Origin of the sequence: Pseudomonas syringae group sp. J254-4 (assembly GCF_032586855.1) — a bacterium.
In the GTDB taxonomy this organism is placed as follows: Bacteria; Pseudomonadota; Gammaproteobacteria; order Pseudomonadales; family Pseudomonadaceae; genus Aquipseudomonas; species Aquipseudomonas amygdali.
Genome location: NZ_JAWHOO010000025.1, coordinates 37,518 through 63,703 on the forward strand (window position 1 = coordinate 37,518; position 26,186 = coordinate 63,703).

Below are 26,186 nucleotides of genomic sequence, written 5' to 3' on the forward strand. Positions count from 1 at the left end.
TCAGGCAGGTGTAAAAACAGGTTTGAATTCAACATAGCGAAGCAGCCCGGAACGTTTCCGGGCTGCGGGCATATGACCTTCGTCGACGGCATCAAGCCTGCGGCGGCTGTCCGTTGGACGCTGACAATCCGCCATCCACCGGCAAATTCACGCCAGTCACGAAGCGTGCGTCTTCACTTGCCAGAAAGGCGATGACATCGCCGACATCTTCAGCTTCGCCTGGACGCCCCAGCGGGATGCGCTCCATGAATTTGGCCATCAGTGCCTTGTCGCCGAGCATGTCTTCCGTCAGCTCGCTGCGAGTCAGTGACGGGCAGACGGCGTTGACACGCACACCGTCGGCACCGTGGTCCATCGCCAGCGCGCGGGTGAAATTGGTGATTGCACCTTTGGCCGCGTTGTAGAAGCTCATGCCCCAGTCGCCGCCCAGGCCGGAAACCGACGAGACGTTGATGATGTTGCCTTTACTGGCTATCAGCGCCGGCATGGCGGTACGGGTGCAATAGAACACGCCATCCAGGTCCACTGACATCAGTTCTTTCCAGTCGTCTACGCCCAACTCGGTGACTTTGCCGGACTTGACGATACCGGCGTTATTGACCAGCACATCCAGACGCCCAAAGTGTGTGGCGACTTCCTTGAACAGCGCTTCCACATCGCTTGGGTCCGCCACATCGGTAGCACGGACCAAATGCCCTTCGCCCGACAGTTGCGCGGCGACTTTGTCCAGCTTGTCGCGATTACGGCCTACCAGTACAACGCTTGCACCTTCCTGGGCAAAACGCTTGGCGGTAGCTTCGCCGATCCCGGAACCGGCCCCGGTCACGACAACAACTTTCTGGGTAAAACGATTCATGCAGCAGCTCCAAAAAAATAATGGGGTTATGAGGTGGACTGCCCGGTTGCACGCAGCGTTCAGTCAAAATCATTCACTGCTTTATGAGGGGTTAAAATCAGGTGAATCGGTAAACCTCGACTAACAGCGCGTTGACAAATCGAGACTGCGCTGCAAATATCACTGCGGTTGTACGACAACCTATAACGCCAAAAATAAAAACAAGACTGGGCCAACCATGAAAACTCTCGTCTGTACGTCTGCGCCACCGATTATCAAAGCCTCATCTATTCCGGCCGTTTCGCAGCACCCGACATCCTTTCAGATTCACAACATTCGCTGATACATGGCGAACGGTACTCGGCCGTCTGTCGGTCGAGGCCATGCCTGGCAACAGGCATCACGTAATCCTCAAAGGTGTCGGCTGCTGCTTGCGCGCGGCCAGAAAAGAGGACGGTTTCGATAAACGAGGGAGCAAAACAATAATGACATCTCACACTTCCCGCTCACGCATCCTGCTGGGTGTTGGCGGCATGGCACTGATTTTCCCGATGCTCGGCATGGCAGAAGGGTTCGTCGACGATACCAAAGCCACACTTACGCTGCGTAATGCGTACTTCAACCGCAACTTCACCAACCCGGCCTTTCCCAACAGCGCAGCGCCGCAGAACAAAGCCGAGGAATGGACACAAAGCTTCATTCTCGACGCCAAGTCGGGCTTCACCCAGGGCGTGGTCGGTTTCGGGGTTGACGTGCTGGGCCTGTATTCGCTCAAGCTCGATGGCGGCAAAGGCACCGGGGGCACTCAGTTGCTACCGATCCACAGCGACGGTCGCCCGGCCGATGATTTCGGCCGTCTGGGCGTTGCAGGCAAAGCGCGGGTTTCCAAAACCGAACTGAAAGTCGGCGAATGGATGCCGGTGCTGCCGATTCTGCGCTCCGATGACGGTCGTTCGTTGCCGCAGACGTTCCGCGGTGGTCAGGTGACGTCCAAGGAGATCGACGGCCTGACGCTGTATGGCGGGCAATTCCGTGGCAATAGCCCGCGCAACGATGCCAGCATGGAAGACATGTCGATGAACGGACGAGGCGCGTTCACGTCCGATCGCTTCAACTTCGGCGGTGGCGAGTATGTCTTCAACGACAAGCGCACTCAGGTCGGTGTCTGGTACTCGGAGCTGCAGGACATCTATCAGCAGCAGTTTTTCAACCTGCTGCATAGCCAACCGCTCGGCGACTGGACCCTGGGGGCTAACCTGGGTTACTTCATCGGCAAGGAAGACGGAAACAAACTGGCCGGCGACCTCGACAACAAGACCGCCTACGCACTGCTCTCGGCCCGCTATGGCGGCAGCACGTTCTATGTCGGCCTGCAAAAGCTCACCGGCGATACCGCATGGATGCGCGTCAACGGCACCAGCGGTGGCACGCTGGCCAACGACAGTTATAACTCCAGCTACGACAATGCCAGGGAAAAGTCCTGGCAGTTGCGCCATGACTATAACTTCGCGGTGCTCGGCGTACCCGGCCTGACCCTGATGAACCGCTATATCAGCGGCGACAATGTGCATACCGGCAACATCACCGACGGCAAGGAATGGGGACGGGAGTCTGAACTGGCGTATACCGTACAAAGCGGTGCGCTCAAGAACCTGAACGTCAAATGGCGCAACTCCAGCCTGCGTCGCGACTTCAGCACCAACGAGTTCGACGAGAACCGCGTGTTCATCAGCTACCCTATTTCGCTGCTGTGAAACCTGTGGCAAAGCCTGCCTGAAAGCTCGTCTGCAGGGGCAGGTTTTGCCTTGTTACAAATGTGTTCGCACAGGCGGGCATACAGGTCGTTTTTATACTTTGGCCGCGTTGACAATCAGCGTATGCGGTGCCGATAATTCGGCAAGTCATACGACAACAGATGACAAAAATAACAATCGGGACTTTTCTCATGGCATCGGCTCATACCACTCAAATTCCCTTCAATCGCCTCCTGCTGACCGGCGCGGCAGGTGGCCTGGGCAAGGTATTGCGCGAAACACTGCGCCCTTACACAAAAGTGCTGCGACTGTCCGACATTGTCGAGATGGTACCGGCAGTCGACGACAGTGAAGAAGTTCAGGCCTGCGATCTGGCCGACAAGAACGCCGTGCACCAACTGGTCGAAGGCGTCGACGCGATCGTGCACTTCGGCGGTGTGTCAGTCGAACGCCCCTTCGAGGAGATCCTCGGTGCCAACATCTGCGGTGTGTTCCACATTTACGAAGCGGCCCGTCGTCATGGCGTAAAACGCGTGATCTTCGCCAGCTCCAACCACGTAATCGGTTTCTACAAGCAGACCGAGACCATCGACGCACACTCCCCTCGCCGCCCGGACAGCTACTACGGTCTGTCCAAGTCATACGGCGAAGACATGGCCAGCTTCTACTTCGATCGCTACGGCATCGAAACCGTCAGCATCCGCATCGGCTCGTCGTTTCCTGAACCGCAGAACCGTCGAATGATGAGCACCTGGCTGAGCTATGGCGACCTGACCCAGTTGATCGAGCGCTCCCTGTACGCGCCAGACGTTGGCCATACCGTGGTCTACGGTGTTTCGGACAACAAAACCGTATGGTGGGACAACCGCTTCGCCAGCAAACTGGACTACGCCCCCAAGGACAGCTCGGAAGTTTTCCGCGCCAAGGTTGAAGCCCAGCCGGAGCCTGCGGCCGACGACCCGGCGATGGTTTATCAGGGCGGTGCGTTTGTGGCCTCAGGCCCCTTCGGCGATCAATAAACAGCCCCTACCTGTTGAAGAACTCTGCTTGCAGACGTTGGAGATACGACCTGTCATGGATGCCGAACTGATTGTCGATGCACAAAACGCCACAGGCGAAAGCCCGGTCTGGAGCGCACGTGACCAGGCGTTGTACTGGGTAGATATTCCGAAAGGCACGCTGCAGCGCTGGAGTTTCGCCGACGGCAGCATACGCACCTGGAAAGCGCCGCAGATGCTGGCCTGCATCGCGGCCGACAGCCGCGGCGGCTGGATAGCCGGGATGGAAGACGGCATTTATCATCTGCAGCCCATAGAAGACGGCAACCAGAAAAACGGCAGCCTGATCAGTACTCTTCTGGCTAGCGTCGAACACGCACAGACAGGCATGCGCTTCAACGATGGCCGATGCGACCGGCAAGGACGCTTCTGGGCCGGCACCATGCTGATGGACATGGCAGCAGGCGCAGTGGTAGGTGCGATGTATCGCTACAGCGCCGGGCAGAAGACACTCGATGCCCATTTAAAGGACTTCATTGTCCCCAACGGCCTGGCGTTCAGCCCGGACGGCAAGACCATGTACCTGTCCGACTCGCATCCCAGCGTGCAGAAGATCTGGGCTTTCGATTACGACACTGATAGCGGTACGCCGCACAACCGTCGCCTGTTCGTGGACATGAACCACCACCTGGGCCGCCCCGACGGTGCAGCAATCGACACCGATGGCTGCTACTGGATCTGCGGCAACGACGCGGGCCTGATCCACCGTTTTACGCCCAACGGCAAACTCGACCGCTCGCTGGTCGTGCCGGTCAAAAAACCGGCCATGTGCGCCTTTGGCGGCCCCGATCTCGAGACCTTGTTCGTAACGTCCATTCGCCCGGGTGGCGATATCAGCGACCAGCCATTCGCCGGTGGTCTGTTCGCTTTGCGCCCTGGTGTCAAAGGCCTGGAGGAACCCGTGTTTCAGGGCTGACAGTGCCCACCGAAAATCCCATAGCTCGACCAAAAATAACAACATCGGAGATATCCATGGATTTCAAACGCAAGCTTCTCATCGCTGCACTTCCGTTGGCCTTCTGCGTGTCAGGCATGGCCCAGGCAGAAGTCAAAATCAAGTTCGCCGAGGTTCACCCCGCAGGCTACGCGCCGGTCGTGGCGGAGCAGAACATGGGCAAGAAACTCGAAGAACAGTCCAAGGGCGAGATCAGTTTCAAGATGTACGCGGGTGGCGTGCTCGGTTCCGAGAAGGAAGTCGTTGAACAGGTCCAGAGTGGTGCCGTGCAGATGACTCGCGTCAGCCTGGGCATCGTCGGCCCGGTCGTACCGGACGTCAACGTCTTCAACCTGCCGTTCGTGTTCCGTGATCAAGCGCACATGCGCACGATTATCGACGGCGAGATCGGCCAGGAAATTCTCGACAAGATCACCAACTCGCAATTCAACATGGTCGCGCTGGCCTGGATGGATGGCGGCACACGCAACCTGTACACGAAGAAACCGGTACGCCAGATTTCCGACCTCAAAGGCATGAAAATCCGCGTACAGGGCAACCCGGTATTCATCGAAACCATCAACGACATGGGCGGCAACGGCATCGCCATGGCCACCGGCGAAATCTTCAGCGCGCTGCAGACCGGCGTGATCGATGGCGCGGAAAACAATCCGCCGACCTATTACCAGCATAACCACTACCAGAACGCGAAGTTCTTCACGATTACCGAGCACTTGATTCTGCCCGAGCCCATCGTGATGGCGAAAGCCACCTGGGAGAAGCTCAAGCCGGAGCAACAGGCTCTGGTGAAAAAGCTCGCGCGTGAAGCGCAAATGGAGGAGCGCGCGCTGTGGGACAAGTCGTCAGCCGACGCGGAAACCAAGCTCAAGGCTGCTGGCGTGGAGTTCATCACCCTGACGCCGGAGCAGAAGAAAGCCTTCTACGACGCCACCCAGCCGGTGCGTGACAAATTCGGTGCGCCCTACAAGGATTTGATCAGCCGTATCGAAGCGGTCCAGACCAATCCGGCACTGGCTGCACCGAGCACCCAAGCGGCCCAATAAGCCTGTCCGATTATGCTGCGCGAATGAGTGAAAGCTCGTTCGCCGCCGCAGTGGTGAGCCCATGAAAAATACGCTATTGCGCATCAACGACACGATCTATCGGGTCTGCATCGGCATTGCCGGTCTGTCCGTGCTGATCATGACCCTGATCATCCCCTGGGGCATCTTTGCCCGTTACATACTCGGCAGCGGCTCCAGTTGGCCGGAACCCACGGCCATTCTGCTGATGGTGGTATTTACCTTCTTCGGAGCCGCAGCCAGCTATCGCGCCGGTGCGCACATGGCCGTTTCTATGGCCGTGGACCGTATGCCGCAACAGGTACGCCGCAGCGCTTCATTGCTCGTGCAGATCCTGATGGCGATCGTCGCCCTGTTCATGATCTTCAAGGGTTTCAAGCTGTGCGCCACCACGTGGAATCAGTTTGTCGGTGAGCTGCCGTTTCTGAGGGTCGGCATCACTTACTTGCCAATCCCCATTGGCGGCATCGTAACCCTGATTTTCGTGTTGGAAAGACTGTTTCTGGGCGACCAGAGTCATCGCGCGGTGATGCGCTTCGATGTCATTGAAGAAAGCGAAGGTGCCGCATAAATGGACGCTTTTATACTGCTGGGCAGCTTCATCGCATTGATCCTCATCGGCATGCCTGTCGCCTATGCGCTGGGGCTTTCGGCCCTGATAGGCGCCTGGTGGATCGATATTCCGGCCGATGCGCTGATGATCCAGATTGCGGGCGGCGTGAACAAGTTTTCGCTGCTGGCAATTCCATTCTTCGTGCTGGCCGGGGCAATCATGGCCGAAGGCGGCATGTCCCGACGGCTGGTCGCCTTTGCCGCTGTGCTGGTGGGTTTCGTGCGCGGCGGGCTGTCGCTGGTCAACATTGTGGCCTCGACCTTCTTCGGCGCGATTTCGGGCTCTTCGGTGGCCGATACCGCGTCGGTAGGCTCGGTGCTGATCCCGGAAATGGAACGCAACGGCTATCCTCGGGACTTCTCGACGGCAGTGACCGTCAGCGGTTCGGTTCAGGCCCTGCTGACGCCACCCAGTCATAACTCGGTGCTCTATTCCCTGGCGGCGGGCGGCACGGTATCGATTGCTTCGCTGTTCATGGCCGGGATCATGCCGGGGCTGTTACTCAGCGCAGTGATGATGGGCCTGTGCATGATCTTCGCGCGCAAGCGCAATTACCCCAAGGGTGAAGTGATTCCGCTGCGCAAGGCACTGAAAATTGCCGGGGAAGCGCTCTGGGGCATGATGGCCATGGTCATCATTCTCGGCGGCATTCTGTCGGGGATCTTCACCGCCACCGAGTCGGCTGCCATTGCTGTGCTCTGGTCATTCTTCGTCACCATGTTCATCTACCGCGACTACAAATGGCGCGATCTGCCCAAACTGATGCACCGGGCTGCACGGACCATTTCCATCGTGATGATTCTGATCGGTTTTGCCGCCAGCTTCGGTTACATCCTGACGCTGATGGAAATCCCGATGAAGATCACCACGGCATTCCTGACCCTGTCAGATAACCGCTACGTGATCCTGATGTGCATCAACGTCATGTTGCTGCTACTGGGCACCGTGATGGACATGGCCCCGCTGATTCTGATCCTGACTCCGATCCTGTTGCCGGTCATCGTCGGTGTCGGCGTCGACCCGGTGCACTTCGGCATGATCATGCTGGTGAATCTGGGGATCGGGCTCATAACGCCGCCGGTGGGTGCGGTGCTGTTCGTCGGTGCCGCGGTGGGCAAAGTCACCATTGAAGCCACCGTGAAAGCCTTGCTGCCGTTCTATGTCGCGCTGTTTGTGGTGCTGATGCTGGTCACCTACATTCCCGCCATCTCGCTGTGGCTGCCGAGCGTCGTGCTCTAACGTCATCCGTTGCAACGCTACCGGAGCGCTCAAACCGCTCCGGTATGCACCTCTGTTGTCCAGCCAAGGAGGCTGGTTGCATATGTCTGCCCCTGCCCTGTTTCCCCGCCACATTGCCGTGCTTATCCTGGCATTGCTGGCCTGCTCGTTTGCCGGCAACCACATTGCGGCACGCATCGCTTTCGATCATGACACCGGCTTGCTGCTGGCCATTCTTTGCCGCTCCGGCGTCACCCTGCTGGTGCTGGTCAGCCTGGTGCTCTGGCAACGTGAAAAGCTCAGTCTTCCTGCCAGCACCTGGCGCTGGCAATTGCTTCTGGGCTTGCTGATCGCGACTCAGAGTTTTTGCATTTATTCGGCGGTAGCCCGTATTCCGGTGGCGCTGGCATTGCTGGTGGTCAACGTCTCGCCGATTCTGCTGGCGCTGTTGACCTGGGCACTGGGCGGCGCAAGGCCCACACGACGTGCCGCAGGCCTGATGGCGTTGATTCTGTTCGGCCTGACGCTGGCGCTGGATGTGCCGCATCGGCTGTCAAACCCTGGCAGCAGCGAACCGCAGTGGCTGGAAGGTATCGCCTATGCGTTTACCGCAGCGGTGGTGTTCGCCTTTGCGCTATGGATCACCGACAACAAACTGGCCAGCATGCGCGGCACGGTGCGCAGTATGCTGACCATGGTCGTGGTGTTCGCGGCGGCTGCGCTGGCCGGTGCCAGTGGCCTGTTGCCCGGTGGCGTGGATCTGCCGTCAAGTCGCATCGGCTGGACTGCGCTGGCCAGTCTGGTGGTGCTGTACGGGTTGGGCTTTTCGCTGCTGTTCATCTGTATGGCGCGGCTGGACATCGCCCGCAATGCGCCGGTAATGAACATCGAGCCGGTGGCGAGCCTGCTGTTCGGCTGGCTGATTCTCGATCAGTTGCTCAGCAGCGGCCAGGTCATCGGCGGGCTGATCGTCGTCAGCGGTATCGTCCTGTTGACCTGGCGGCGCGCCACGCCACCTGCCTCTCAATCATCCGGCCCGTCATCCACGAAGGTTTTGCATCATGCCCGCGAACGTACTGACCCTTGAAGATGGTCTGACCCGCCTCACTCTGGCCCCCGACATCGGCGGCAGTATCGTCAACTGGACCATATTGGCCAGCGGGCACCCCTTGCTGCGCCCGAGCGACGAACAGGCACTGGCTGCCGGTACACCTCGCCGACTGGCCTGCTACCCGCTGGCGCCCTGGTCGAACCGGATAGGCAACGGCGGTTTCGACACCCCGGATGGCTGGCTCGCACTGGCCCCCAACAGCGCCAACGACCCATTACCGATTCATGGCAGCGCCTGGCAACAGGTCTGGAGTGTTACCGAGCAGACCGCAGAGCAGGTCTGCCTGCAACTCGACAGCCAGACGCCGTTCGCCTACCGCGCGCAACTGCGCTACACCCTGCAAGACGGCAAGCTGGGCATCGAACTGACCACTACCCACCTGGACAGTCGTGCCGCCTGGCACGGGCTGGGCTTGCACCCTTACCTGCCGCGCACGCCCCACACACGCCTGCAGGCCAAGGCTGCGCAGGTATGGCTGTGCGACGAAGCCGGTTTGCCCAGCGCCTTGCAGGACCTGCCAGCAGAATGGGATTTCCGACACGGCAACGCGCTACCCGACACACGTCTGGACAACGGTTTCACCGGTTGGGATGGCGGCAGCCTCATCAGCCAGCCGGACCTGGGCTATGAACTGCACTGCCAGGCTACCGGCAGCGACTACTTTCTGGTGTTCTGCCCGCCAGGGTTGGATTTCTTCTGCTTCGAGCCGGTCAGCCACCCAGTCAACGCACATCATTTGCCCGGGCGGCCGGGATTGAGCCTATTACGTCAGGGGGAGTCGATGGAGTTAACGATCAGTCTGCATTACAAGCCCTTGTAGCAGGCTTTATGCGTGCATGCTCCATGCCTTTCGTTACGGGGTAATCAACAGTGTTGAAGACCGCTGACGCGGGTAACGCCGGTGGCGGTGTCGCAGCTGTCGTTCAACGTTGACTGAAGATTGCCAAGTAAAAATGTACTTGTCGCATTGGCGCCTTTATAACGGCCATCCACAATTGCCCCGACACCAACAATGGTCGTGTTCAAAGTACCAATATTATTGATCGTCGCGTTGAACTTGTAAGTGCTGGTGACTCCATCGCTCCAGCTAATGACCCATGTTCTGCTGGATGTTGGTAGCAGTAACGACTCGCAGGAAAACGTAGACTGGAAGCTTTCGCTGGACGAAGCGCTGGCAGCCAAAGGGAATGAGAGCGAAACACACGGGTTCCAACTGCTCGTCGTCGATACAACAATCGTCTGACTGGTGTTGGTCAATCCTGGCGACCAGTTTGTAGTATGGGTTCCTTTACAGGTAACCAGATTTACAGCCTCAGCCTGAGCTCGCCAAGGTGCAAAAAGAAGCCCCATACAAATGATAACCAGCAGTACACAGGCCAGCTTGGCCAGCGTAGATGAAGCACGTGCAACGTGAGTGTCCATAATGGTCTCCCTGACCTTGATAGCATCCAGATCACAGGTTAAGCAGCCAGCTGCTCATAGCGCTACTGGCAGAAATGACAGCGACTGTCTGCATGACTGGACCGTGGTCATTGTCATGGCCGCACCTGTAAAATTCCTCCACGCCGCTCGTCATATCCTGTGATCCACTCCCCATCCCGTTGCGTAACACCTCTGCATTGCGAACCAAAACCAGACAATGGTGATCAGAAGGTGGATCATGCGCACTACTGCCAGTCTCAGGATCTTCTGTCACTTGTCCCCCCCTCACAGCGAACCGACAATAACCCGACTTTGGATTGATGAAGTCACCGCCGTGGCCCGCCAGAGGGACCGCGAAAGCTTCATGCGCATCTACGATTACTTTGCGCCGCGCTTATTGCGTTATCTGACCGGGCTGAATGTGCCGGAGGGGCAGGCTGAAGAATTGGTGCAGGAAGTGCTGCTCAAGCTGTGGCACAAGGCCGACTCCTTCGACCCGACCAAGGCCAGCCTGGGAACATGGCTGTTTCGCATTGCCCGCAATCTGTACATCGACAGCGTGCGCAAGGACCGCGGCTGGGTGCAGGTGCAGAATTCGCTGGAACAACTCGAGCGCCTGGAGGCCCCGGTAGATCGAACGCTCGATTATAGCCAGCGTCAGGAGCAACAACTGAACATTGCCATTCAGAACCTGCCTCCCGATCAGGCCCGGGTGTTGCGCATGTCGTATTTCGAAGCGCTCAGCCATCGGGAAATTTCCGAACGCCTTGGTATGCCACTGGGCACGGTGAAATCGTGCCTGCGCCTGGCGTTTCAAAAATTGCGTTCGCGGATAGAGGAATAATGATGAGCCCACGACATCATCCGGATGACGCGACTCTGGTCAGCTATGCAGCGGGAGCGCTGTCGCAGGTCCTCGCAGTGGTGACTGCGGCGCACCTTGAACGCTGTGCCGAGTGCCGTGCGCGACTCAGGCAGGCCGAAGAGATTGGCGGTGTGTTGATGCAGCAGCACATCAGCAGCGTGGTGCCACTCAAGGGCAGGTCGGCAATGCTCGCGCGTCTCGATGAACAGCAAACGGGCGCTGAACCGTCAATGTATTCGATGCCGGCAGCCAATCAGGACCCGGACTTGCTACCTGCCTGCCTGCACGCGCATTTCGGTCGACAGCTGAGCACACTGAAATGGAAGACACTGGTTCCTGGCGTGCAACGAGTACGTGCGCAAGGTATTGAACAAGGCAAGTTGATGCTGCTGAAAATCGCCCCCGGCGTCAGCATGCCGGTGCACAGCCACGACAGCGGCGAGATGACCATGGTGCTCAAGGGCGCGTACCACGACATACAGGGAGCGTTCGGGCTCAATGACGTAGCCGATCTGGACAGCCACATCCAGCACCAGCCCGTCGCCTACCCTGACCGGGAATGCATCTGCGTACTGGCGACGGAATCAAGGCTGCGCTTTCACGGGCTGCTGGCGCGGATGATGCAGCCGTTCTTCGGGATCTGAAAAACGGCTCCATAGCTGCTCTCAGCGCTGGACACTCACCCCCAGCGAAGCCAGTGCATCCCAGTAACCCGGGTAGGTCTTGCCGACGCAATCGGGGTCGAGAATGCGGATACCGGCGATCTTCAAGCCTGCCAGCGCAAAACACATGGCGATGCGATGGTCGGAGTGGGTGTCGATCAATGCATCTACCGTAGTACCTGCCAGCGCCGGGTTGGCGTGCACCAGCAGATCGTCGCCCTCTTCTACCGCAAGGCCCGGTGCGATGGCGCACAGGCCGTGGGACAGTGCTGAAATACGGTCACATTCCTTGACCCGCAGGTTGGCGATGCCGACAAAGCGCACTGGCTGACGGTTGAAGGCGGCGAGTACCGCCAGGGTCGGAATCGCGTCCTGCATTTGCGAACCGTCGATCACGGCAGGCATGTTCGGGAAGCTAGCGATGATCTGACTGGCCAGGGCATCAGGCTGAGTGAATGCGTCGCTGGCCACGCCGAGGTCGATATCGCCCTCGGTCAATGCTTGCGCGGCCCACAGGTAGGTGGCCGCCGATGCATCCGGCTCGATATGGAAGTCCGTAGCGCGATAACCAGTGGCCGAGACTTTCCAGGCGGTTTCGCCGATGGCCTGAACCTCGGCACCGAACGCCTGCATGGCCGCCAGAGTCAGGTCGACGTAACCACGTGCGCCAATCTCGCTGCCGGTCAAGGCGACTTCGACCGGGCCCTTGCCGCAGGCTCCGGCCATCAGCAATGCCGACACGTACTGGCTGGACAGATTGCCATCGATTTCAATACGTCCGGCTTCCAGGCCGCCCTTGCCCTTGATCGCCACCGGCGGGCAGCCGCTGGGCGCACTGACTTCCACACCCATGCGCTGCAAGGCATCGACCAGCGGGCCGATCGGGCGCTTGCGCATGTACTCGTCGCCGTCGACCACAAAGTCGCCTTCGAAGTTGGCCAGTGCAGCGGTCAGAAAGCGCGTTGCGGTCCCGGCGTTGCCGAGAAACAGAGCCTGCTGCGGTGCCTGCCAGTGCCCGCTGCTGGTGACCACAAAGGTGCTGTCATCCGGCTCGTCGACCTGCACGCCCATCAGACGCAGTGCTTCGGACATCACGCGGGTGTCGTCACTCTTCAGCGCGCCGGTCAGGCGGCTGGTGCCTTTGGCCAGCCCGGCGAGCAACAATGCGCGGTTGGTGATCGACTTGGAGCCCGGCGGGCTGACGCGCCCGACCAGCGGGCGCTCGACAGGCAAAACAGTGAGGGTGGCTTGAGGTCGCATGATGTCCCTGAGCGTCAGCGGAAAAATCGCGATCCTAGCACGAGCGGGATCAAGCCCGCAGTGCGGTTTTGCTGCCCCGACGAGCCAGACAGCCGTTTACTTTTGTTCAGCACCCGACAGTTGCTGCAGCTTGTCATTGGCTGCCTGCAATTGATTGCGGTTGGCTGCCACGTCGGTGACGTCATAGATCACCAGGCACACATGGCTGATCGCTCCGGTGGTTGAACGCAGCGGAAACAGCGTGGTGTTCTGGTACATGAACTCTTCGTGCCCGGTGATCGGCTGGTAATTCTTGAAGCGCACCAGATACGGCCGCTGTTCCCAGATGGTGAACGCCGGTGTGCCAAGGGTCACGACGTTATCGATTTTCTTGCTCAGCCATTGGCGGTTAACCTCCGGAAACAACTCGAAGAAGGTCTTGTCGATGGCCACATAGGGCACCACGCCAGAACGGTTTTCCATGAAGGTATTCCAGACCGTTACCCGGTAGTTCAGGTCCAGCACCACAATGCCTACGTCAATGTTCTGCGTGACGGCCAGCAACCAATGAAGCTCGTTGATTTCGATAGCGTTGCTCATGGGTCAGCTCATCATGTAGGCGAGTTTTTTGGTAAGCAGCTCGACCGAATCTTCGGTGAACAGCATCAACAGATCGAAATGAATGTTGTGGCCTTCCACGCTGTAACTGATTTCAACCGCCAGGGTCTTTTTCCAGCGCTGCTGATTGATGCGGATAAGCTCGTCGATGCCACCCTGCGCGCCCAGCAACTGTGGGTGACCTTGCGAAAACGCGATGTCGATCTGCTCGGCGATACCGCTCAGGCAGGCACCGATCAGGATCGTGGACAGGTCCAGAAGCATCTCCATGTTGGAGCTGTCGGAGTTATCGTCGCCCATCAGTTTCGACATGCCGGAGATTTCCGAGTCATGGAAAATCAGCAGCGCTTCACCTGCAATACCACCACCGATGTAGCCCTGACACACCGCCGTCAGACGCTGATCAGCATGGGCATCGGCCAGCGCCATATGCAATTCGCCGACCTCAAGCATGTTGACGTTGGGCACCGGCAACTGCACGAACACGCCCAGCACCTTGGCCAGCAACGCCGCAGCGCGGCCCATGGCAACGTTGATGGTTTCGCGGAAGGCATCCTGAAAGCTGATCACCCCGCCCTTATTGTTGAGGGCCGGCAGCGCAACAGGTGACACCGCCGGCTTGCCCAGCAGGCCCAGGCGTTCCAGCGTGCTCTTGAGTTCGTCCGGGTCGGCAGGTTTTTTCAGAAACGCCAGCGCGCCCAGTTCCATGACCCGGCGCACCGCTTCGTCCTGCACGTCGCCCGACACCACAATGACCTTGGTGTCGAGGTTTTCGGCACGAATCGCCGTCAAGGTCTGGTAACCGTCCATCACCGGCATGGTCAGATCGAGCAGCACCACCTGGCCCTGGCCTTTACGGATGGCCTCAAGACCTTCCTGCCCCTGGGTAGCGAGCGTTACCGATATATCCCAATCAGCAGGCAGGGCGCGCAACAGTTGCTTTCGCGCCATGTTCGAGTCATCGCATATCAATAGTGCAAGCGTGGACATCGTGTGGTTCTCACTGCAAAAAAATCAGGCTGACAACGGCGGACAGCACGTATACGTTCGACAGCACTATCGAAATCGACTGACACTGAGCCTATAACGCTCGATCAGCAACATTCAAACTAAACCTATAGCCTTAAGTCGGCGATGTTTGCAGTTTCTGTAATTTAAGTCGCTTTCTGTTGCTGCAAATCACTACCGCGACCATCCAAACCAGCCTATTATCAAGTGATAGATTTAATAGCAATCACTCGATAGACAGGTGTGTCCATGTCTCTGCCTATAAGCGACTACCATCCGGCCCTGCCCCGGCAGGACGATTTCTGGCAGCATCTGGGTATTCCGGCCCGTGGCACGCGGCTGTACTCGGCGCTGCACGACGGTTTGCCGTATGAAGTCTTCGAACGTCTGGCGCATTACACCGACCTGAACCGCTCGACCCTGGCCGAGCACTTGGGCATCGCTCCCGCCACCTTGCAGCGACGCCTCAAGGTGCGCCGCTTCAATGCCGAGGAAAGCGATCGGCTGTTCCGCCTGGCAGCGGTTTACAAAGCGGCGCTGGACCTGTTCGAAGACGATACCGAAGCGACCCGCCTGTGGCTGGCCAACCCGGTCTATGGGCTGGGTAATCGCAGGCCGCTGGAAATGCTCGCTACCTCAGCCGAGGCGCAGGCAGTGCTCGACCTGATCGGTCGGCTGGAACACGGTGTCGTGGCGTGATTGCAGTCTATCGACTGGTAAAGCGCAAATGGCTGGCTCAGGCGTTCGACGGTGAAGGCGCCAAGCTCTATGGCGGACGCTGGAACAGCAAAGGCAACGCCTGTGTGTACTGCGCAGGCAGCGAATCGCTGGCGCTGCTGGAAGTGCTGGTGCACCTGGGCAACGCTGGCGTGGCCCGGCATTACGCGATGCTTGAGCTGCAGATTGGCGAAGAGCACATCCTCAATGCACGGCCGGACACCCTGCCCCCCGACTGGCGAGAAGAGCCCGCACCACCGGCAACCGCCTCGTTCGGCGACGACTGGCTTGCCTCGGGTCAAAGCCTGGCACTGGCCGTGCCCAGCGTGATCATTCCGCGTGAGTCCAACTACCTGCTCAACGTCCAGCACCCGGAATTCCTGGCCGTTGTGGCAACGGCCAGGGAGCTGGAGTTTGTGGTTGATCCGCGCCTTGGTTAAACGGGCCAGATAACTGCAAAGCGGCTCGTTGAATACACAGTTACATGCCGGACGAGCGTGCGGACCGGGTCAGTGGCTGGCAGGCGCAGTGGTCGTTGCAGGCGTTGTTTCTGCTGTCTGCGGCAACGCCATACCCTTGGGCCACAGCAACCAGATATTGCCTTTCTGTTTCATGTCACCTGCCAGCTTCCCGGCCTCATCGCCAGTGCCCCAGAACAGATCAGCGCGGACTTCACCGGCAATCGCACCGCCCGTGTCCTGCGCAGCAACCGGGCGCACCACGCTGCTGCCATCCGGCCGCGTGGTAGAGAGCCAGAGCAGGCTGCCCAGAGGAATCACCTTGCGATCGATGGCTACGCTGTAGCCCGGTGTCAGCGGCACGTTGAGCGAGCCGCGCGGGCCTTCATTGCTGTCGGGGTTACGGGCAAAAAACACATAGCTGGGGTTGCTGGCCAGCAACTCGCTGACCCGTTCCGGATGCGCTTTGGCCCAGGCAGCGATGCTGCCCATGGTCACGTCTTCCTTCTTCAACTGGCCCTGCTCCACCAGCCAGCGACCAATCGCGCGATACGGGCGGCCGTTCTGATCGGCATAGCCCAGACGCAGCTGCGAGCCATCCTCCAGACTCACGCGCCCGGAGCCCTGAATCTGCAGGAACTGCACATCCATCGGGTCGGTCAGCCAGGCAATCACCGGCGCATTCAACCCCTGCGCGTTGATCGTCGCGGCATCGTCGTAAGGCTTGAGCACCCGCCCTTCGAGCCGACCGCGCAATCGCTTGCCCTTGAGTTCGGGATAAATGCTGTCCAGATTGACCACAATCAGATCATCCGGAATACCGTAAACCGGCACGTTAGCCGTGGCGGTCTGAGTCAGGCTGCCGGGGTAGACAGGCTCGTAATAACCGGTGATCAGGCCATCGGCACTGCCGCCGTCAGCGCGCAGGCTGTAGACCTGCAACTGACTCTGCAAAAACGTGCGGATCTGCGCCGCATCCGGAGCCGCCACGAGGCTGCCTGCCGCCGCACAGGTCAGTCCCCACACGGCATCAGCCTTCAGACGAACACACGCACTGCGCCATGAGGCAAACCCGGCTTGCAAGTCGGCGTCCGACACGGCTGGCAGCGCGTCCCAACCAGCCTGGCTATAAGTGGTGTGCGGCGGCGCAGGCGGCGTCACCGGCTTATCGGACTTGTCACACGCGGTCAGCAGGGCAGCCAGCGGCAAAGCGAGCGCCAGCCCCCGAAACCATGGCTTGAAAGAGAGCATCATCAGCAGCAATCCTTTTACAGCCCACAGCAGGCTGGAGGGTAAAAGGCGTCATTGTGGCCGAAGCGGGCAGAGGGGCCTAGTGGGGAGCTTCATTCATCAGCAGAGCCGGGCATAGTGCCATCAAGAGCGGGTCTATCGAAGGCAGCTCCTGTCACGCCATTCAGAAAACCTCAGTAGACTGCCGCCATACTGAAAGCATCTATGTATTCACCATCCCGATAGGCAAACTTGCGGTGTGTACCCTCTATGACGAAGCCATTCTTTTTATAAAGCGCAATAGCAGGCTCGTTATCAACGAAGACTGTAAGCTCCAGGCGTTTTACATTCATCCATCGACAGGCGGTTGCAGTCAGTTCTTTCAATAATTCGTCGCCAATGCCCTGGCGATGATGACCGTCTGCGACCCCCATCCAGAAATCAGCTACGTGCTGCCTTCTTCCCTGAAAGCGATAGAGCATGGCGCACCCGACAACGATGCCATCGCGCTCGGCAACCAGGGAAAGGCCTGAAGCGCTGCGACCTTCAACAAGTTTTTTTATGTCGTTGACTGACTGGTATGGCATCCGAAGCGTCCACCAACGGAACACCGGCTGTTCAAAAATCTGAGCCAGCGAAGACCAGTCACTGTCTGCCATCGCACGAACGATCAAACTCATTTCAGACTCCTCGCCAGACCTGTTCCGTCCGGACCCAGACGCATTCTGATTGTCGATACAACCCGCCATGCTTAACGCCCGGCGTCGCCCTTCCGGCTGCCCGTCTGTTTACTGTCAAGGCCGGCCCGGATGCGGTTCCGGATAGTCGCGGTTGATGTCGATTGGTTTGGCATACGGCCCATCCCATAGCTGCTCATGCAGAGCGCCGATGCGCTTGGCCATTGTGCTGTCGTGCATCACCACTTCCAGGTTGCGCGAGTTGTCGAGATAACCGCCGAGCCAGTTGCTGGTGCCAACCCATGCGACCTGATCATCAATGTCCATGGTCTTGCTATGGATCACGCGTGCATACGGGATGAACCCCTCGGCGGCTACGGGCAGTGTGACGATGCGCACCTGCACGTTGGGCACCAGGGCCAGACTCTTCAAATAGGCAACTTCGGGCATGCCTGTGTTCCAGTCCGACACCATGAGCTTGATCGAAACGCCACGAGCGGCGGCGCTGCGGATGGCGTTATCGATGACCGCATAGTAAGGCCGGGTTTTGTCAGGCCCGTAGGACAAGGGCGCGTAATCCAGTAACTGGACGCGAACCTCGCGGCTGGCTTGCGCCAGTAAACGCGGCAGCTCGGCCTGGGAGTCGAGTACGCCGGGCGGGTTATAGCGCTGCGGACTGGCGACCAGATAGTTGCCAGCGGGCAAAGCATTCTTGTTCGAGTGTGGCACCGGAATCGGTTTGCCTTCGGCGATGGCGGCCTGGGCAAGCCAGTCCTGATCGAACACGGCCTGCGCCTGGCGCACGACATTCGGCTCGTCAATACGCAGGCCGGTTTCATGGATGTGCTCCAGAGAGCGCCAATCGAAATTCTGACTGCCTATGAACGCCTGCCGGCCATCCACGACGATGAATTTGGCGTGAATGATGCCGCTGCCCGTGAGCTTGGCGTAGGGCAGTACGCGCAAGGTGAGGTTGGGTATCGCCCGCAACCGTTCAAGGGTCTGCGGATCGGACATTTTCAGGCCTTTTTCTTCCAGCAGAAAACGGATTTTCACCCCGCGCTGCCCCGCTGCAGTCAGGCTTTCAAGCACCTTGTCCATCACCGAGCCGGCCTGGTCTGCGACATAGAACTGCTCGATATCGATACCCTTGCGGGCCCCATCGAACAGTTCGCGCCAGACCTCGCCGGGCGCTCGCAGGTCAGGTGTCTGCAGGTCGGTTCCGAGCGGAACGCTGTGTACCAGCTCGAAACCTGGAATAGCGAAGTCGGCCTGAGCAAACGAGCTCGTCAGCAGTAACGCTGCGATCAAGGCGCGGGAGCGCGCAAGTACCCTACGACTTGGAAGATTAAAGAACATGCGGGCCTCATCGCCGGACACAGGCAGGAAGGCGCATGCCAGGGGCACACGCCGGCAGGTTGATCAGGCAGTGCGGTATTTCGGTTGGGCCGGGGCAGCCGAATGCTCGGTTTCATCCTGCACCCGTGCACCGCTGGAAGCGCGGATCAACAGGATCTTGAGTTGATCGTTGATGCGTTCCAGGCTGTCCTGAAAGTAGTTGTGAAAGACCACGCAGAACAAGGCGATGGCAATACCCAGCCCGGTCGCGAACAGTGCCGTGCCGATACCGGCAGAAATCTGTCCGGGATCGGACACCCCGGCACTGGCCAGCGCCTTGAACGTGTCGATGATGCCCAGAATGGTGCCCAGCAACCCCAACAGAGGTGCAGCGGTAGTGATGGTCTCGATCAGCCAGAGGCTGCGGGCCAGCGGCGCGCGAGTGCTCAGGTACTGGGTTTCGATGACATCGTCCAGATCCCTGCGCGAGCCCTGAGCATTTTTTTGCGCAAGCACCGGCAGGACCATGTTCAGCGGCAAACCGGCCCGGCGTGTCAGCGCCTCCGGCAGGTCCTTTTCACTGTGCACCGAAGCACTGAGTGCCGCTTGCAGCGCCCGTGCCTGACGGCGTACGTAAGCAAAGTAGATACCCCGCTCGATCGCGACAAAGATCGCTATCGCGATGGCGGCGTACATCACATAGAAGGTGATGTCGTGAAGCTGATTCATGTCCATGGCACAGACCTCTGGTCAATGAAGATTAGAAATTGGCTTCAAGAGAAACGGTAACGGTACGCTCGACGCCGACGATGTAGGCCGGGTCGCCGTCGCGGAAACCGCTGTAAGTGCCCGCGTTGGTTTTGGTGGTGTACACGCCGTCCAGGTACTCCTTGTCGAACAGGTTGTCGACGTTCAGACGCAAGGTGGCGTCCTTGACGATTTTCTTGTCCACCGGCAGATAGATGCCCGCGCCCAGATTGAAGATGGTGCGCCCCGGAATGCTTTCGTCATTGGTCAGGTCGCCATACAGCTTGCTGGTGAGCTTGGCGCCAAAGGTCCCGTAATAACTGCCGTCGTCGTAGCCGATGTTGGCGGCCAGCATGTTCTTTGGCACGTTGGCAAACTGCTTGCCGCTGGTAGGCAGCTCGATGGCGGCACCGTTATTGAAAACGGTCAGGTCATCCTTCTGTTTGGCACGGGTGTAGGTGTACGAGGTGTAGTAATTGAAATGGTGCGGCAGCAGGCCGCTCCACTCCAGTTCCAGCCCGCTGTTATCGACTGCACCGGCATTGATGTCGGCAAAGTCACCATTGATGTCTCTTGATGACACCTGACGGTCCTTGAACTGCATGTAGAACAGGGTGGCGGCCAGCGTCATGTCCTGTTCGGTAAAGCGCCAGCCCAGTTCGTGGTTCCAGCTGGTCTCCGGCTTGCTGTTGATGGAACCAGTGCCTGGGTCATAAAGGACGTAGTTCTGCGGTATGCGCATGTTGCGCGACAGGCTGTAGAACAACTGGTCACGCTCATCCAGCTGATACTTGAGGCCTACGTTCGGCAGCAGTTTGTTGTAGGTCTGGTCACGTTTTTCCGGCCGCTCGGTAAGGCTGCCGTGGTTATTGCCTTCACGCTCGACATTCATGTAGGCCAGGCCGCCGACCAGCGTCCAGTCCGGGGCGAAATACCAGGTGTCCTGAGCCCATACTTTTTGTGCAGGCGTCACGGTATAGCGATCACGGCCCTGGATCTCATTGCCGTTGGCATCGACCATGTAATCCGAGTCTGGCCAGATGCTTTCCGGCTTGCCGTTGCTCTTCAGGCGAATGAAAGGCTGAGTCTGCAACTGACGCGCGCGCTCATACCAGTAGCCGACTTGCACGCTGTGCTCGTCATTGACATCCCAATTGAGCTTGGTGGTAATCCCCGGACGCCAGGTCTGCGTCCGCGAAGGCCGGTAATACACGCCAATGGTCGATGAGCCATCAGCGTTATAAGCGGCAGCCGTCGGCAAGTTGCTCAGGTCGAATACACCGTTCTGATTCGAGCCGCGATTGAGCGCATAGGAGGAACTGTTTACTCCGCTGCCGTTACCCCAGAAGTAATAGGGGATGACTGAAAGCGCCAGATTGTCGGCCAGTTTGAATTGGGTATTGAGCACGGCGGTGAACGTCTGGAACGGGTTTTGCGCCAGTTCGTAATAACTGGACAGCTTGCCGTTGCTGCCCCGCGTGGGCGTCGAAGGATAAGGGTCAAACTTGCGCCCGTTCTGCTGGAACTGGCTCTTGGTGAGCTGGCTGTAGCTGTTGTTGTCCTGCTCGTGATACTTGAGGATCAGGTTGGCCGTATTGCCCGAGCCCATGTCGAAGAAGCTGTTCCACTCCACCTTGTCAGCGCGCACGGCACCGTCGCCGCGCCATTTCTGGCCTTCGGTGTGGGACATCGACAGCCAGTTGCTCAGCCCGTTGATTTCGCCGGTATTGAGCCGCGCAAAGGTCTTGTAAGTGCCATTGCTGCCTGCACTTTGTTTGACGAATGCGCCGGTTTCCTTGGTGGGCCGAATGGTGACAATACCGATGTTGCCACCGCTGGAACCGATGTGCGGGCCGTCACTCTCGGCAGAGCCCTGGGTGACGAAGATCTGATCGATGTTTTCCGGGTCGCCCAGCAGGTTGGAATACAGTGCATAGTTGCCGGAGTCGTTGATCGGCATGCCATCTACCGACATGCCGACCTGGTCGGAGTTGAGGCCGCGCATGGTAAAGCGAAAGCCCGACAGGCCGGTGGCATCTTCACTGGAGATATTAAGGCCCGGGGTGTACTTGAGTTTATCGATCGCGTTACCTGTTGCGGTCTGCTTGTCGAGCGCCTCCTTGGTTACCGTGGAGCGCGCCTTGATGCTCTCCTCCTGAACCATGTAGCCACCGCCAACCGTCGCCTTCCCTTGTACGCCAATGGTGCCGACGTCACTGGCACTCGAATCAGCCATGGCCATGCCGTGGCTCATGCCAGCGGCGACCAACGCAAGGTGAATTCTGGAAAACTTCATCACTCTGTTCCTTGTCAGTGCTATTGCACGCTGTAGTTGAAGGTGGCGGTGAAGCGCTGTTCGCTACGCCCGCCGAAGGCTTGTTCGGGAAACGGTTTGACTTGCTTGATGCGTCGCAGACTGTTGGCTGCCGCGCGGTTGAGCAGCATGCTGGACGCCTGGGTCTGAATGCCGGAGTCCAGCACTCGCCCCTGGCGATCAACCAATAACCACACCACGACTTCGCCGCTCGGACGCTCCAGTGAGGCTTGGCGTCCGGTCGGGTACTGTTTGTAGCCATCCAGATCGTTACGCAGCCCTTTGAGGTAGCCGCCTTCGAGGCCCTGCGTATCTACTTTCGGCTGCGCCGGTGGCTGAGGCGGCGCGACGGCAGCGCTGGCCACGGGCTTACTGGGGGCCTGGACCGGCTCGGCGGGCTTTACTACCGCCGGGGCTGGCTTGGGTACAGGTTCCGGGCGCGGCTTGGGTTCCGGCTTGGGCTTGGGCACGGGCTTGGGGACAGGTTTAGGCACAGGCTTGGGCGGTGGCGGAGCCGGCTCGGCGTCTTCGCTTTCCACCACGGGCGGCGGCGGTGGCGGCTCTTCAGGCTGAACCGGAAGCGGCTCGGGCGGCACCACGGGCTCTGGCGCTGGAGGCTCGGGCTCGATCAACGCCAGCTCCACGGCTGACTCGTCGTAAACCGGCTCGACCTTCAGGGCCCGCGTTTGCACGCCCATCACAATCACGATGAGCGCCACCAGCGCTGGCAGGCCTGCGAGCCACTGACGTACACGAAACAGGACATACATGGTCAGGATTTACGCGTGGCAATGGAAACCGAGGTAAAGCCACCCAGACGCAAGGTGTCCATGATCTCGACCAGACGTGCGACCTCAACACCCTTGTCACTGTTGACGATAATGGTGGTTTTAGTATCGGGCTTTTCCAGCGCCTTCAAGGCAGGCACCAGAGCCTCGACTGTGGTCGCCTTGCCATCAAGCTGTAATTCGCCGTTGAGGCCCAGGGTCAGGATCGATTTGTTCTGCGGCTTGAGCTGCTGTGAACTGCTGGCGCTCGGCAACTGGGTTTTCATCCCCAGAGCCGGAATCACGTTCAGGCTGACCAGTACGAAAAAAACCAGCAGGAACATCATCACGTCGATCATCGGGATCAGTTCGATGTGCGCCTTGCGTTTTTTAGGTTCGTCCCACGTTCTCATACCGTCCGCCCTTCTTGTCAGAGGCCGAGAATCTAGCAACCGAATATGACCGATCAGTTAGGTTTACATGACTGTTACGTGGCCTTTGTAAGCACTTTTGATGACACTAAAATGTTTCTCGCGGCTGTCACACAACCGCCATGGAAACGCGGCAACTCTTGAGCATTCAACTCAACGGAAAACCCGGGATGCTTCTCGATATGCCCAGTATCCGCACCTCACGACTATTGCTCTGCCCGTTGCGAGCCGAACAGGCCAGCGCCTTGTCGCGACTGGCTGACGACCCCGTGATTGCGAACATGACGGCCACAGTCCCCTCGCCCTATACCCTGGAGCATGCACAGGCGTTCATTGCCGATGCACCGGAACAATTCGCCGCCGGACGAACATTGAGCCTGGGGGTTCATGCCCAGGAAACCGGGGAACTGACCGGGGTCGTCTCACTGCGCCTGTCGACCTCGCATCGTAGCGGCAACCTGGGTTACTGGATCGGTGCCGATTACCGAAAGCAGGGCTACACCAGCGAGGCGGTGCAGGGTTTGCTGATGCATGGCTTCACCGTCATGAACCTCAACCGCATCGCCGGTCAGTGCTTTGCCGACAACATGGCCAGCGCCAGGGTGCTGGAGAAGTGCGGACTGTCGTATGAAGGCTGTATGAAAGAAGCATTTTTGAAGAACGGTGTTTTCAAAGACATGTTGCTGTTCGGGCTGTTGCGCTCGCAGTACGAACGATAAGAGGCCGCGCAATGACTGACTTCAACCCGGATCGCCGACGCATCATTACCGGCGTAGCCGGTGCCACGCTGTTATCGATCCTCAGCCCGTTTGCCCGCAGCGCGGGTGTCGATTATCCGTTCACGCTGGGCGTGGCATCCGGCGACCCGCTACCTGACGGCTTCGTGATCTGGACACGCCTGGCGCCACAGGTGATGACAGCCACGGGCGATGGCGGACTGAAAAAACCCGTCGAAGTGCGCTGGAAAATCGCCAGCGATGCAGCGATGACTCGTGTAGTACGTACAGGACAAGCGACCGCCCAACCGCGCTTTGCCCATTCGGTACATGTTGAAGTGGGCGGTTTGCAGCCTGGACGTCCCTACTGGTATCAGTTCGAAAGTCTGGGCGCGCAAAGCGCCGTGGGTCAGGCCTGCACTGCGCCGCTGGCAACCGCCATGGTCTCGGCACGGTTCGGCTTCGTGTCATGTTCGCATTGGGAGGCGGGATATTTCAGCGCCTACAGGCACCTGGCTGCAGAGCGACCTGACATGGTGTTCTTTCTGGGTGATTACATCTACGAGTCAGACGCATCTGAAAGGAACCGGGCTCCACGCTACCACGCTACGCCTGAACCAATGGACCTGGCGGGCTATCGCAACCGATACGCCCAGTACAAAACCGACCCGGACCTGCAAGCGCTGCATGCCTGCGCGCCGAGCGTCGCCACCTGGGATGATCACGAAGTACAGAATGACTACGCCGCGCAGTGGTCCCAGGACCCGAACGTTCCGGTGGACAGTTTTCTGCGTCGCAGAGCCGCAGCCTATCAGGCGTTTTACGAGCATATGCCCTTGCGCGCGAGCAGCCTGCCCAAAGGACCGGACATGCGTATTTACCGGAACCTGGACTATGGCCGCCTGGCGCGCTTCCATGTACTCGACGGTCGGCAATATCGCTCCGAACAGGCATGCATCCAGGCCAACGGCAGCCGTCGAGGCTACGTAGCGCCCAGCGATTGCCCGGATCTGAGTGACCCGAAACGCACCATGCTCGGCTGGAAACAGGAAGCCTGGCTGGACCGCAGCTTCGCTGAGTCACCTGGACAATGGAATGTCATTGCCCAGGACTTGCTGGTCGCTCCACTGGAACAGCGCAATCTCAAAACGCAGGCGCTCGGCCACTGGACCGACGGCTGGGACGGCTACGCGGCGACCCGCGAGCGCATGCTGGCATCCCTGCAACGCCAGCAGACCCGCAACCCGGTGTTCTGGGGTGGCGATATCCATTCGTTCTGGACCACCGACCTGCACGCCGATGCGGGCAATCCGGACTCAGCCGTCGTCGCCACTGAATTCGTCGGCACCTCGGTGACATCCAGCGGACCGCCATTCGACGCCTTCAACAGCATTCTGGGGCTCAACCCCCACGTGAAATTCTTTGACAGCCGCCAGCGTGGCTATGTGGCGGTGGACCTCAGCGAACAGCAGATGCTGACGCGCTTCCAAGTGGTGTCGGATGTGCTCGACCCTGCTGCCAGTGTGTCGACGCTCAAACGCTTTGCGGTGGAGGCTGGCAAGGCCGGGGCGGTTTCTGGGTAGCCGATTCTTGGGGAGGGCAGCACTTGGGACAGTTATTGTCCACTGTGAAGAGACAGTAAAACGCACTTCAGGCGCTTTTTCCGTTTCCGGTGAACTACTAATCTGAGCCCACGTTGAACGCCACACCTTACCTACCCAAACGAAAGGACTTGACCATGAAAAACGCCCCTTACAGCCGCCTGAACAAAGATGACGCCATCGTGCTGCTGATCGATCATCAGACAGGCCTGATCTCGCTGGTACAGGACTTCTCGCCGAACGAGTTCAAGAATAACGTCTTGGCCCTGGCTGACCTGGCCCGCTTCTTCGAACTGCCGACGATCCTCACCACTAGTTTCGAACAAGGCCCCAACGGCCCTCTGGTGCCGGAACTCAAGGCCATGTTCCCCGATGCGCCATACATCGCCCGTCCGGGCCAGATCAACGCCTGGGATAACGAAGATTTTGTAAAGGCGATCAAGGCGACCGGCCGCAAGCAGTTGATCATCGCCGGGGTCGTGACTGATGTGTGCGTGACCTTTCCGACCCTGTCGGCACTGGCTGAAGGCTTTGAAGTTTTCGTGGTCACCGATGCCTCCGGCACCTTCAACACCACTGTCCAGCAAGCCGCCTGGTCGCGTATGACCCAGGCAGGTGCGCAGTTGATGAACTGGTTCTCGGTGGCCTGTGAGCTGCAAGGTGACTGGCGCAACGATATCGAAGGGCTGGGCAACCTGCTGTCCGAGCGGATCCCGAACTACCGTAACCTGATGAACAGCTATTCGGCACTGACTGCTCGGTAGAGGCCCT

27 protein-coding genes are annotated in these 26,186 nt (G+C 59.1%); 15 read left to right on the top strand and 12 right to left on the bottom strand.

Going from position 1 to position 26,186, the window contains the following annotated elements; all coding sequences use genetic code 11:
* Positions 1-91: 91 nt before the first annotated feature.
* The gene (locus tag RYB09_RS23105; RefSeq protein WP_122259017.1) at positions 92-856 is read right to left on the bottom strand and encodes an SDR family NAD(P)-dependent oxidoreductase; all 765 of its coding nucleotides are present in this window, start codon (positions 854-856) and stop codon (positions 92-94) included.
* Between the two features lie 464 nt (positions 857-1,320).
* Between RYB09_RS23105 and RYB09_RS23110 the strand changes: the two genes are divergently transcribed.
* The 8 genes from RYB09_RS23110 (at position 1,321) to RYB09_RS23145 (ending at position 9,425) form a co-directional block, all read left to right on the top strand.
* Positions 1,321-2,589, top strand: a complete 1,269-nt coding sequence (locus tag RYB09_RS23110; protein WP_058400537.1) for an OprD family porin — start codon at positions 1,321-1,323, stop codon at positions 2,587-2,589.
* Between the two features lie 191 nt (positions 2,590-2,780).
* Complete coding sequence (locus RYB09_RS23115) at positions 2,781-3,608, top strand: NAD-dependent epimerase/dehydratase family protein (protein WP_122281288.1); 828 nt, start codon at positions 2,781-2,783, stop codon at positions 3,606-3,608.
* Between the two features lie 55 nt (positions 3,609-3,663).
* Positions 3,664-4,563 carry a glucurono-1,5-lactonase gene (locus tag RYB09_RS23120; protein ID WP_122281287.1) on the top strand — a complete coding sequence of 300 codons (900 nt, stop codon included), beginning with the start codon at positions 3,664-3,666 and terminating at the stop codon, positions 4,561-4,563.
* A 56-nt stretch (positions 4,564-4,619) separates the two neighbouring features.
* On the top strand, positions 4,620-5,645 hold the full coding sequence (locus RYB09_RS23125) for a TRAP transporter substrate-binding protein (protein ID WP_058400534.1): 1,026 nt from the start codon (positions 4,620-4,622) through the stop codon (positions 5,643-5,645).
* A gap of 61 nt (positions 5,646-5,706) precedes the next feature.
* On the top strand, positions 5,707-6,234 hold the full coding sequence (locus RYB09_RS23130; RefSeq protein WP_058400533.1) for a TRAP transporter small permease: 528 nt from the start codon (positions 5,707-5,709) through the stop codon (positions 6,232-6,234).
* The gene (locus tag RYB09_RS23135) at positions 6,235-7,515 is read left to right on the top strand and encodes a TRAP transporter large permease (RefSeq protein WP_122281286.1); all 1,281 of its coding nucleotides are present in this window, start codon (positions 6,235-6,237) and stop codon (positions 7,513-7,515) included.
* An 82-nt stretch (positions 7,516-7,597) separates the two neighbouring features.
* A complete protein-coding gene (locus RYB09_RS23140; protein ID WP_230017517.1) occupies positions 7,598-8,581 on the top strand; it encodes an EamA family transporter in 984 nt (327 codons plus the stop codon).
* Positions 8,556-9,425: an aldose 1-epimerase gene (locus RYB09_RS23145; RefSeq protein ID WP_058408045.1), complete on the top strand. Its 870-nt coding sequence runs from the start codon at positions 8,556-8,558 to the stop codon at positions 9,423-9,425. The genes RYB09_RS23140 and RYB09_RS23145 overlap by 26 nt, the downstream gene beginning before the upstream one ends.
* Before the next feature lie 44 nt (positions 9,426-9,469).
* On the opposite strand, the gene RYB09_RS23150 is transcribed toward RYB09_RS23145, so the two are convergent.
* A complete protein-coding gene (locus RYB09_RS23150) occupies positions 9,470-10,027 on the bottom strand; it encodes a hypothetical protein (RefSeq protein WP_316890393.1) in 558 nt (185 codons plus the stop codon).
* A gap of 334 nt (positions 10,028-10,361) precedes the next feature.
* On the opposite strand from RYB09_RS23150, the gene RYB09_RS23155 reads away from it, so the two are divergent.
* Complete coding sequence (locus RYB09_RS23155; protein ID WP_031595881.1) at positions 10,362-10,871, top strand: sigma-70 family RNA polymerase sigma factor; 510 nt, start codon at positions 10,362-10,364, stop codon at positions 10,869-10,871.
* Positions 10,872-10,873: 2 nt separating this feature from the next.
* A complete protein-coding gene (locus tag RYB09_RS23160; RefSeq protein ID WP_058400528.1) occupies positions 10,874-11,536 on the top strand; it encodes a ChrR family anti-sigma-E factor in 663 nt (220 codons plus the stop codon).
* Between the two features lie 21 nt (positions 11,537-11,557).
* Here RYB09_RS23160 and aroA read toward each other — a convergent pair whose 3' ends face one another.
* The 3 genes from aroA to RYB09_RS23175 all read right to left on the bottom strand — a co-directional run bounded on the left by aroA (position 11,558) and on the right by RYB09_RS23175 (position 14,401).
* On the bottom strand, positions 11,558-12,814 hold the full coding sequence (aroA, locus tag RYB09_RS23165; protein WP_004663868.1) for a 3-phosphoshikimate 1-carboxyvinyltransferase: 1,257 nt from the start codon (positions 12,812-12,814) through the stop codon (positions 11,558-11,560).
* 96 nt (positions 12,815-12,910) lie between these two features.
* Positions 12,911-13,393: a PAS domain-containing protein gene (locus RYB09_RS23170; RefSeq protein ID WP_002556144.1), complete on the bottom strand. Its 483-nt coding sequence runs from the start codon at positions 13,391-13,393 to the stop codon at positions 12,911-12,913.
* Between the two features lie 3 nt (positions 13,394-13,396).
* Positions 13,397-14,401: a response regulator gene (locus RYB09_RS23175; RefSeq protein ID WP_316890396.1), complete on the bottom strand. Its 1,005-nt coding sequence runs from the start codon at positions 14,399-14,401 to the stop codon at positions 13,397-13,399.
* A gap of 267 nt (positions 14,402-14,668) precedes the next feature.
* Between RYB09_RS23175 and RYB09_RS23180 the strand changes: the two genes are divergently transcribed.
* Both RYB09_RS23180 and RYB09_RS23185 read left to right on the top strand, forming a co-directional pair.
* Positions 14,669-15,118: a DUF2384 domain-containing protein gene (locus RYB09_RS23180; RefSeq protein WP_054071259.1), complete on the top strand. Its 450-nt coding sequence runs from the start codon at positions 14,669-14,671 to the stop codon at positions 15,116-15,118.
* A complete protein-coding gene (locus RYB09_RS23185; RefSeq protein ID WP_004655447.1) occupies positions 15,115-15,576 on the top strand; it encodes an RES family NAD+ phosphorylase in 462 nt (153 codons plus the stop codon). The genes RYB09_RS23180 and RYB09_RS23185 overlap by 4 nt, the downstream gene beginning before the upstream one ends.
* Before the next feature lie 69 nt (positions 15,577-15,645).
* Here the strand turns inward: RYB09_RS23185 and RYB09_RS23190 are convergent, their stop codons facing one another.
* The 7 genes from RYB09_RS23190 to RYB09_RS23220 all read right to left on the bottom strand — a co-directional run bounded on the left by RYB09_RS23190 (position 15,646) and on the right by RYB09_RS23220 (position 23,080).
* Positions 15,646-16,848 carry a murein transglycosylase A gene (locus RYB09_RS23190; RefSeq protein ID WP_316890398.1) on the bottom strand — a complete coding sequence of 401 codons (1,203 nt, stop codon included), beginning with the start codon at positions 16,846-16,848 and terminating at the stop codon, positions 15,646-15,648.
* A gap of 170 nt (positions 16,849-17,018) precedes the next feature.
* Entirely contained in the window at positions 17,019-17,504 is a 486-nt protein-coding gene (locus tag RYB09_RS23195) for a GNAT family N-acetyltransferase (RefSeq protein WP_058400526.1), read from the bottom strand.
* Positions 17,505-17,618: 114 nt separating this feature from the next.
* On the bottom strand, positions 17,619-18,860 hold the full coding sequence (locus RYB09_RS23200; protein ID WP_316890401.1) for a phospholipase D-like domain-containing protein: 1,242 nt from the start codon (positions 18,858-18,860) through the stop codon (positions 17,619-17,621).
* Positions 18,861-18,923: 63 nt separating this feature from the next.
* Positions 18,924-19,574: a MotA/TolQ/ExbB proton channel family protein gene (locus tag RYB09_RS23205; RefSeq protein ID WP_122259010.1), complete on the bottom strand. Its 651-nt coding sequence runs from the start codon at positions 19,572-19,574 to the stop codon at positions 18,924-18,926.
* Positions 19,575-19,599: 25 nt separating this feature from the next.
* Positions 19,600-21,882: a TonB-dependent receptor gene (locus tag RYB09_RS23210; RefSeq protein ID WP_122259009.1), complete on the bottom strand. Its 2,283-nt coding sequence runs from the start codon at positions 21,880-21,882 to the stop codon at positions 19,600-19,602.
* A gap of 20 nt (positions 21,883-21,902) precedes the next feature.
* On the bottom strand, positions 21,903-22,670 hold the full coding sequence (locus tag RYB09_RS23215; RefSeq protein WP_058408028.1) for an energy transducer TonB: 768 nt from the start codon (positions 22,668-22,670) through the stop codon (positions 21,903-21,905).
* A gap of 2 nt (positions 22,671-22,672) precedes the next feature.
* On the bottom strand, positions 22,673-23,080 hold the full coding sequence (locus RYB09_RS23220) for an ExbD/TolR family protein (protein ID WP_002552107.1): 408 nt from the start codon (positions 23,078-23,080) through the stop codon (positions 22,673-22,675).
* A gap of 188 nt (positions 23,081-23,268) precedes the next feature.
* On the opposite strand from RYB09_RS23220, the gene RYB09_RS23225 reads away from it, so the two are divergent.
* The 3 genes from RYB09_RS23225 to ycaC all read left to right on the top strand — a co-directional run bounded on the left by RYB09_RS23225 (position 23,269) and on the right by ycaC (position 26,179).
* Complete coding sequence (locus RYB09_RS23225) at positions 23,269-23,817, top strand: GNAT family protein (protein ID WP_316890403.1); 549 nt, start codon at positions 23,269-23,271, stop codon at positions 23,815-23,817.
* Positions 23,818-23,828: 11 nt separating this feature from the next.
* Positions 23,829-25,397 (top strand): alkaline phosphatase D family protein, encoded by a 1,569-nt coding sequence (locus tag RYB09_RS23230; RefSeq protein WP_316890406.1) that lies wholly within the window; start codon positions 23,829-23,831, stop codon positions 25,395-25,397.
* A gap of 155 nt (positions 25,398-25,552) precedes the next feature.
* A complete protein-coding gene (ycaC, locus tag RYB09_RS23235; RefSeq protein ID WP_005746486.1) occupies positions 25,553-26,179 on the top strand; it encodes an isochorismate family cysteine hydrolase YcaC in 627 nt (208 codons plus the stop codon).
* Positions 26,180-26,186: the final 7 nt, after the last annotated feature.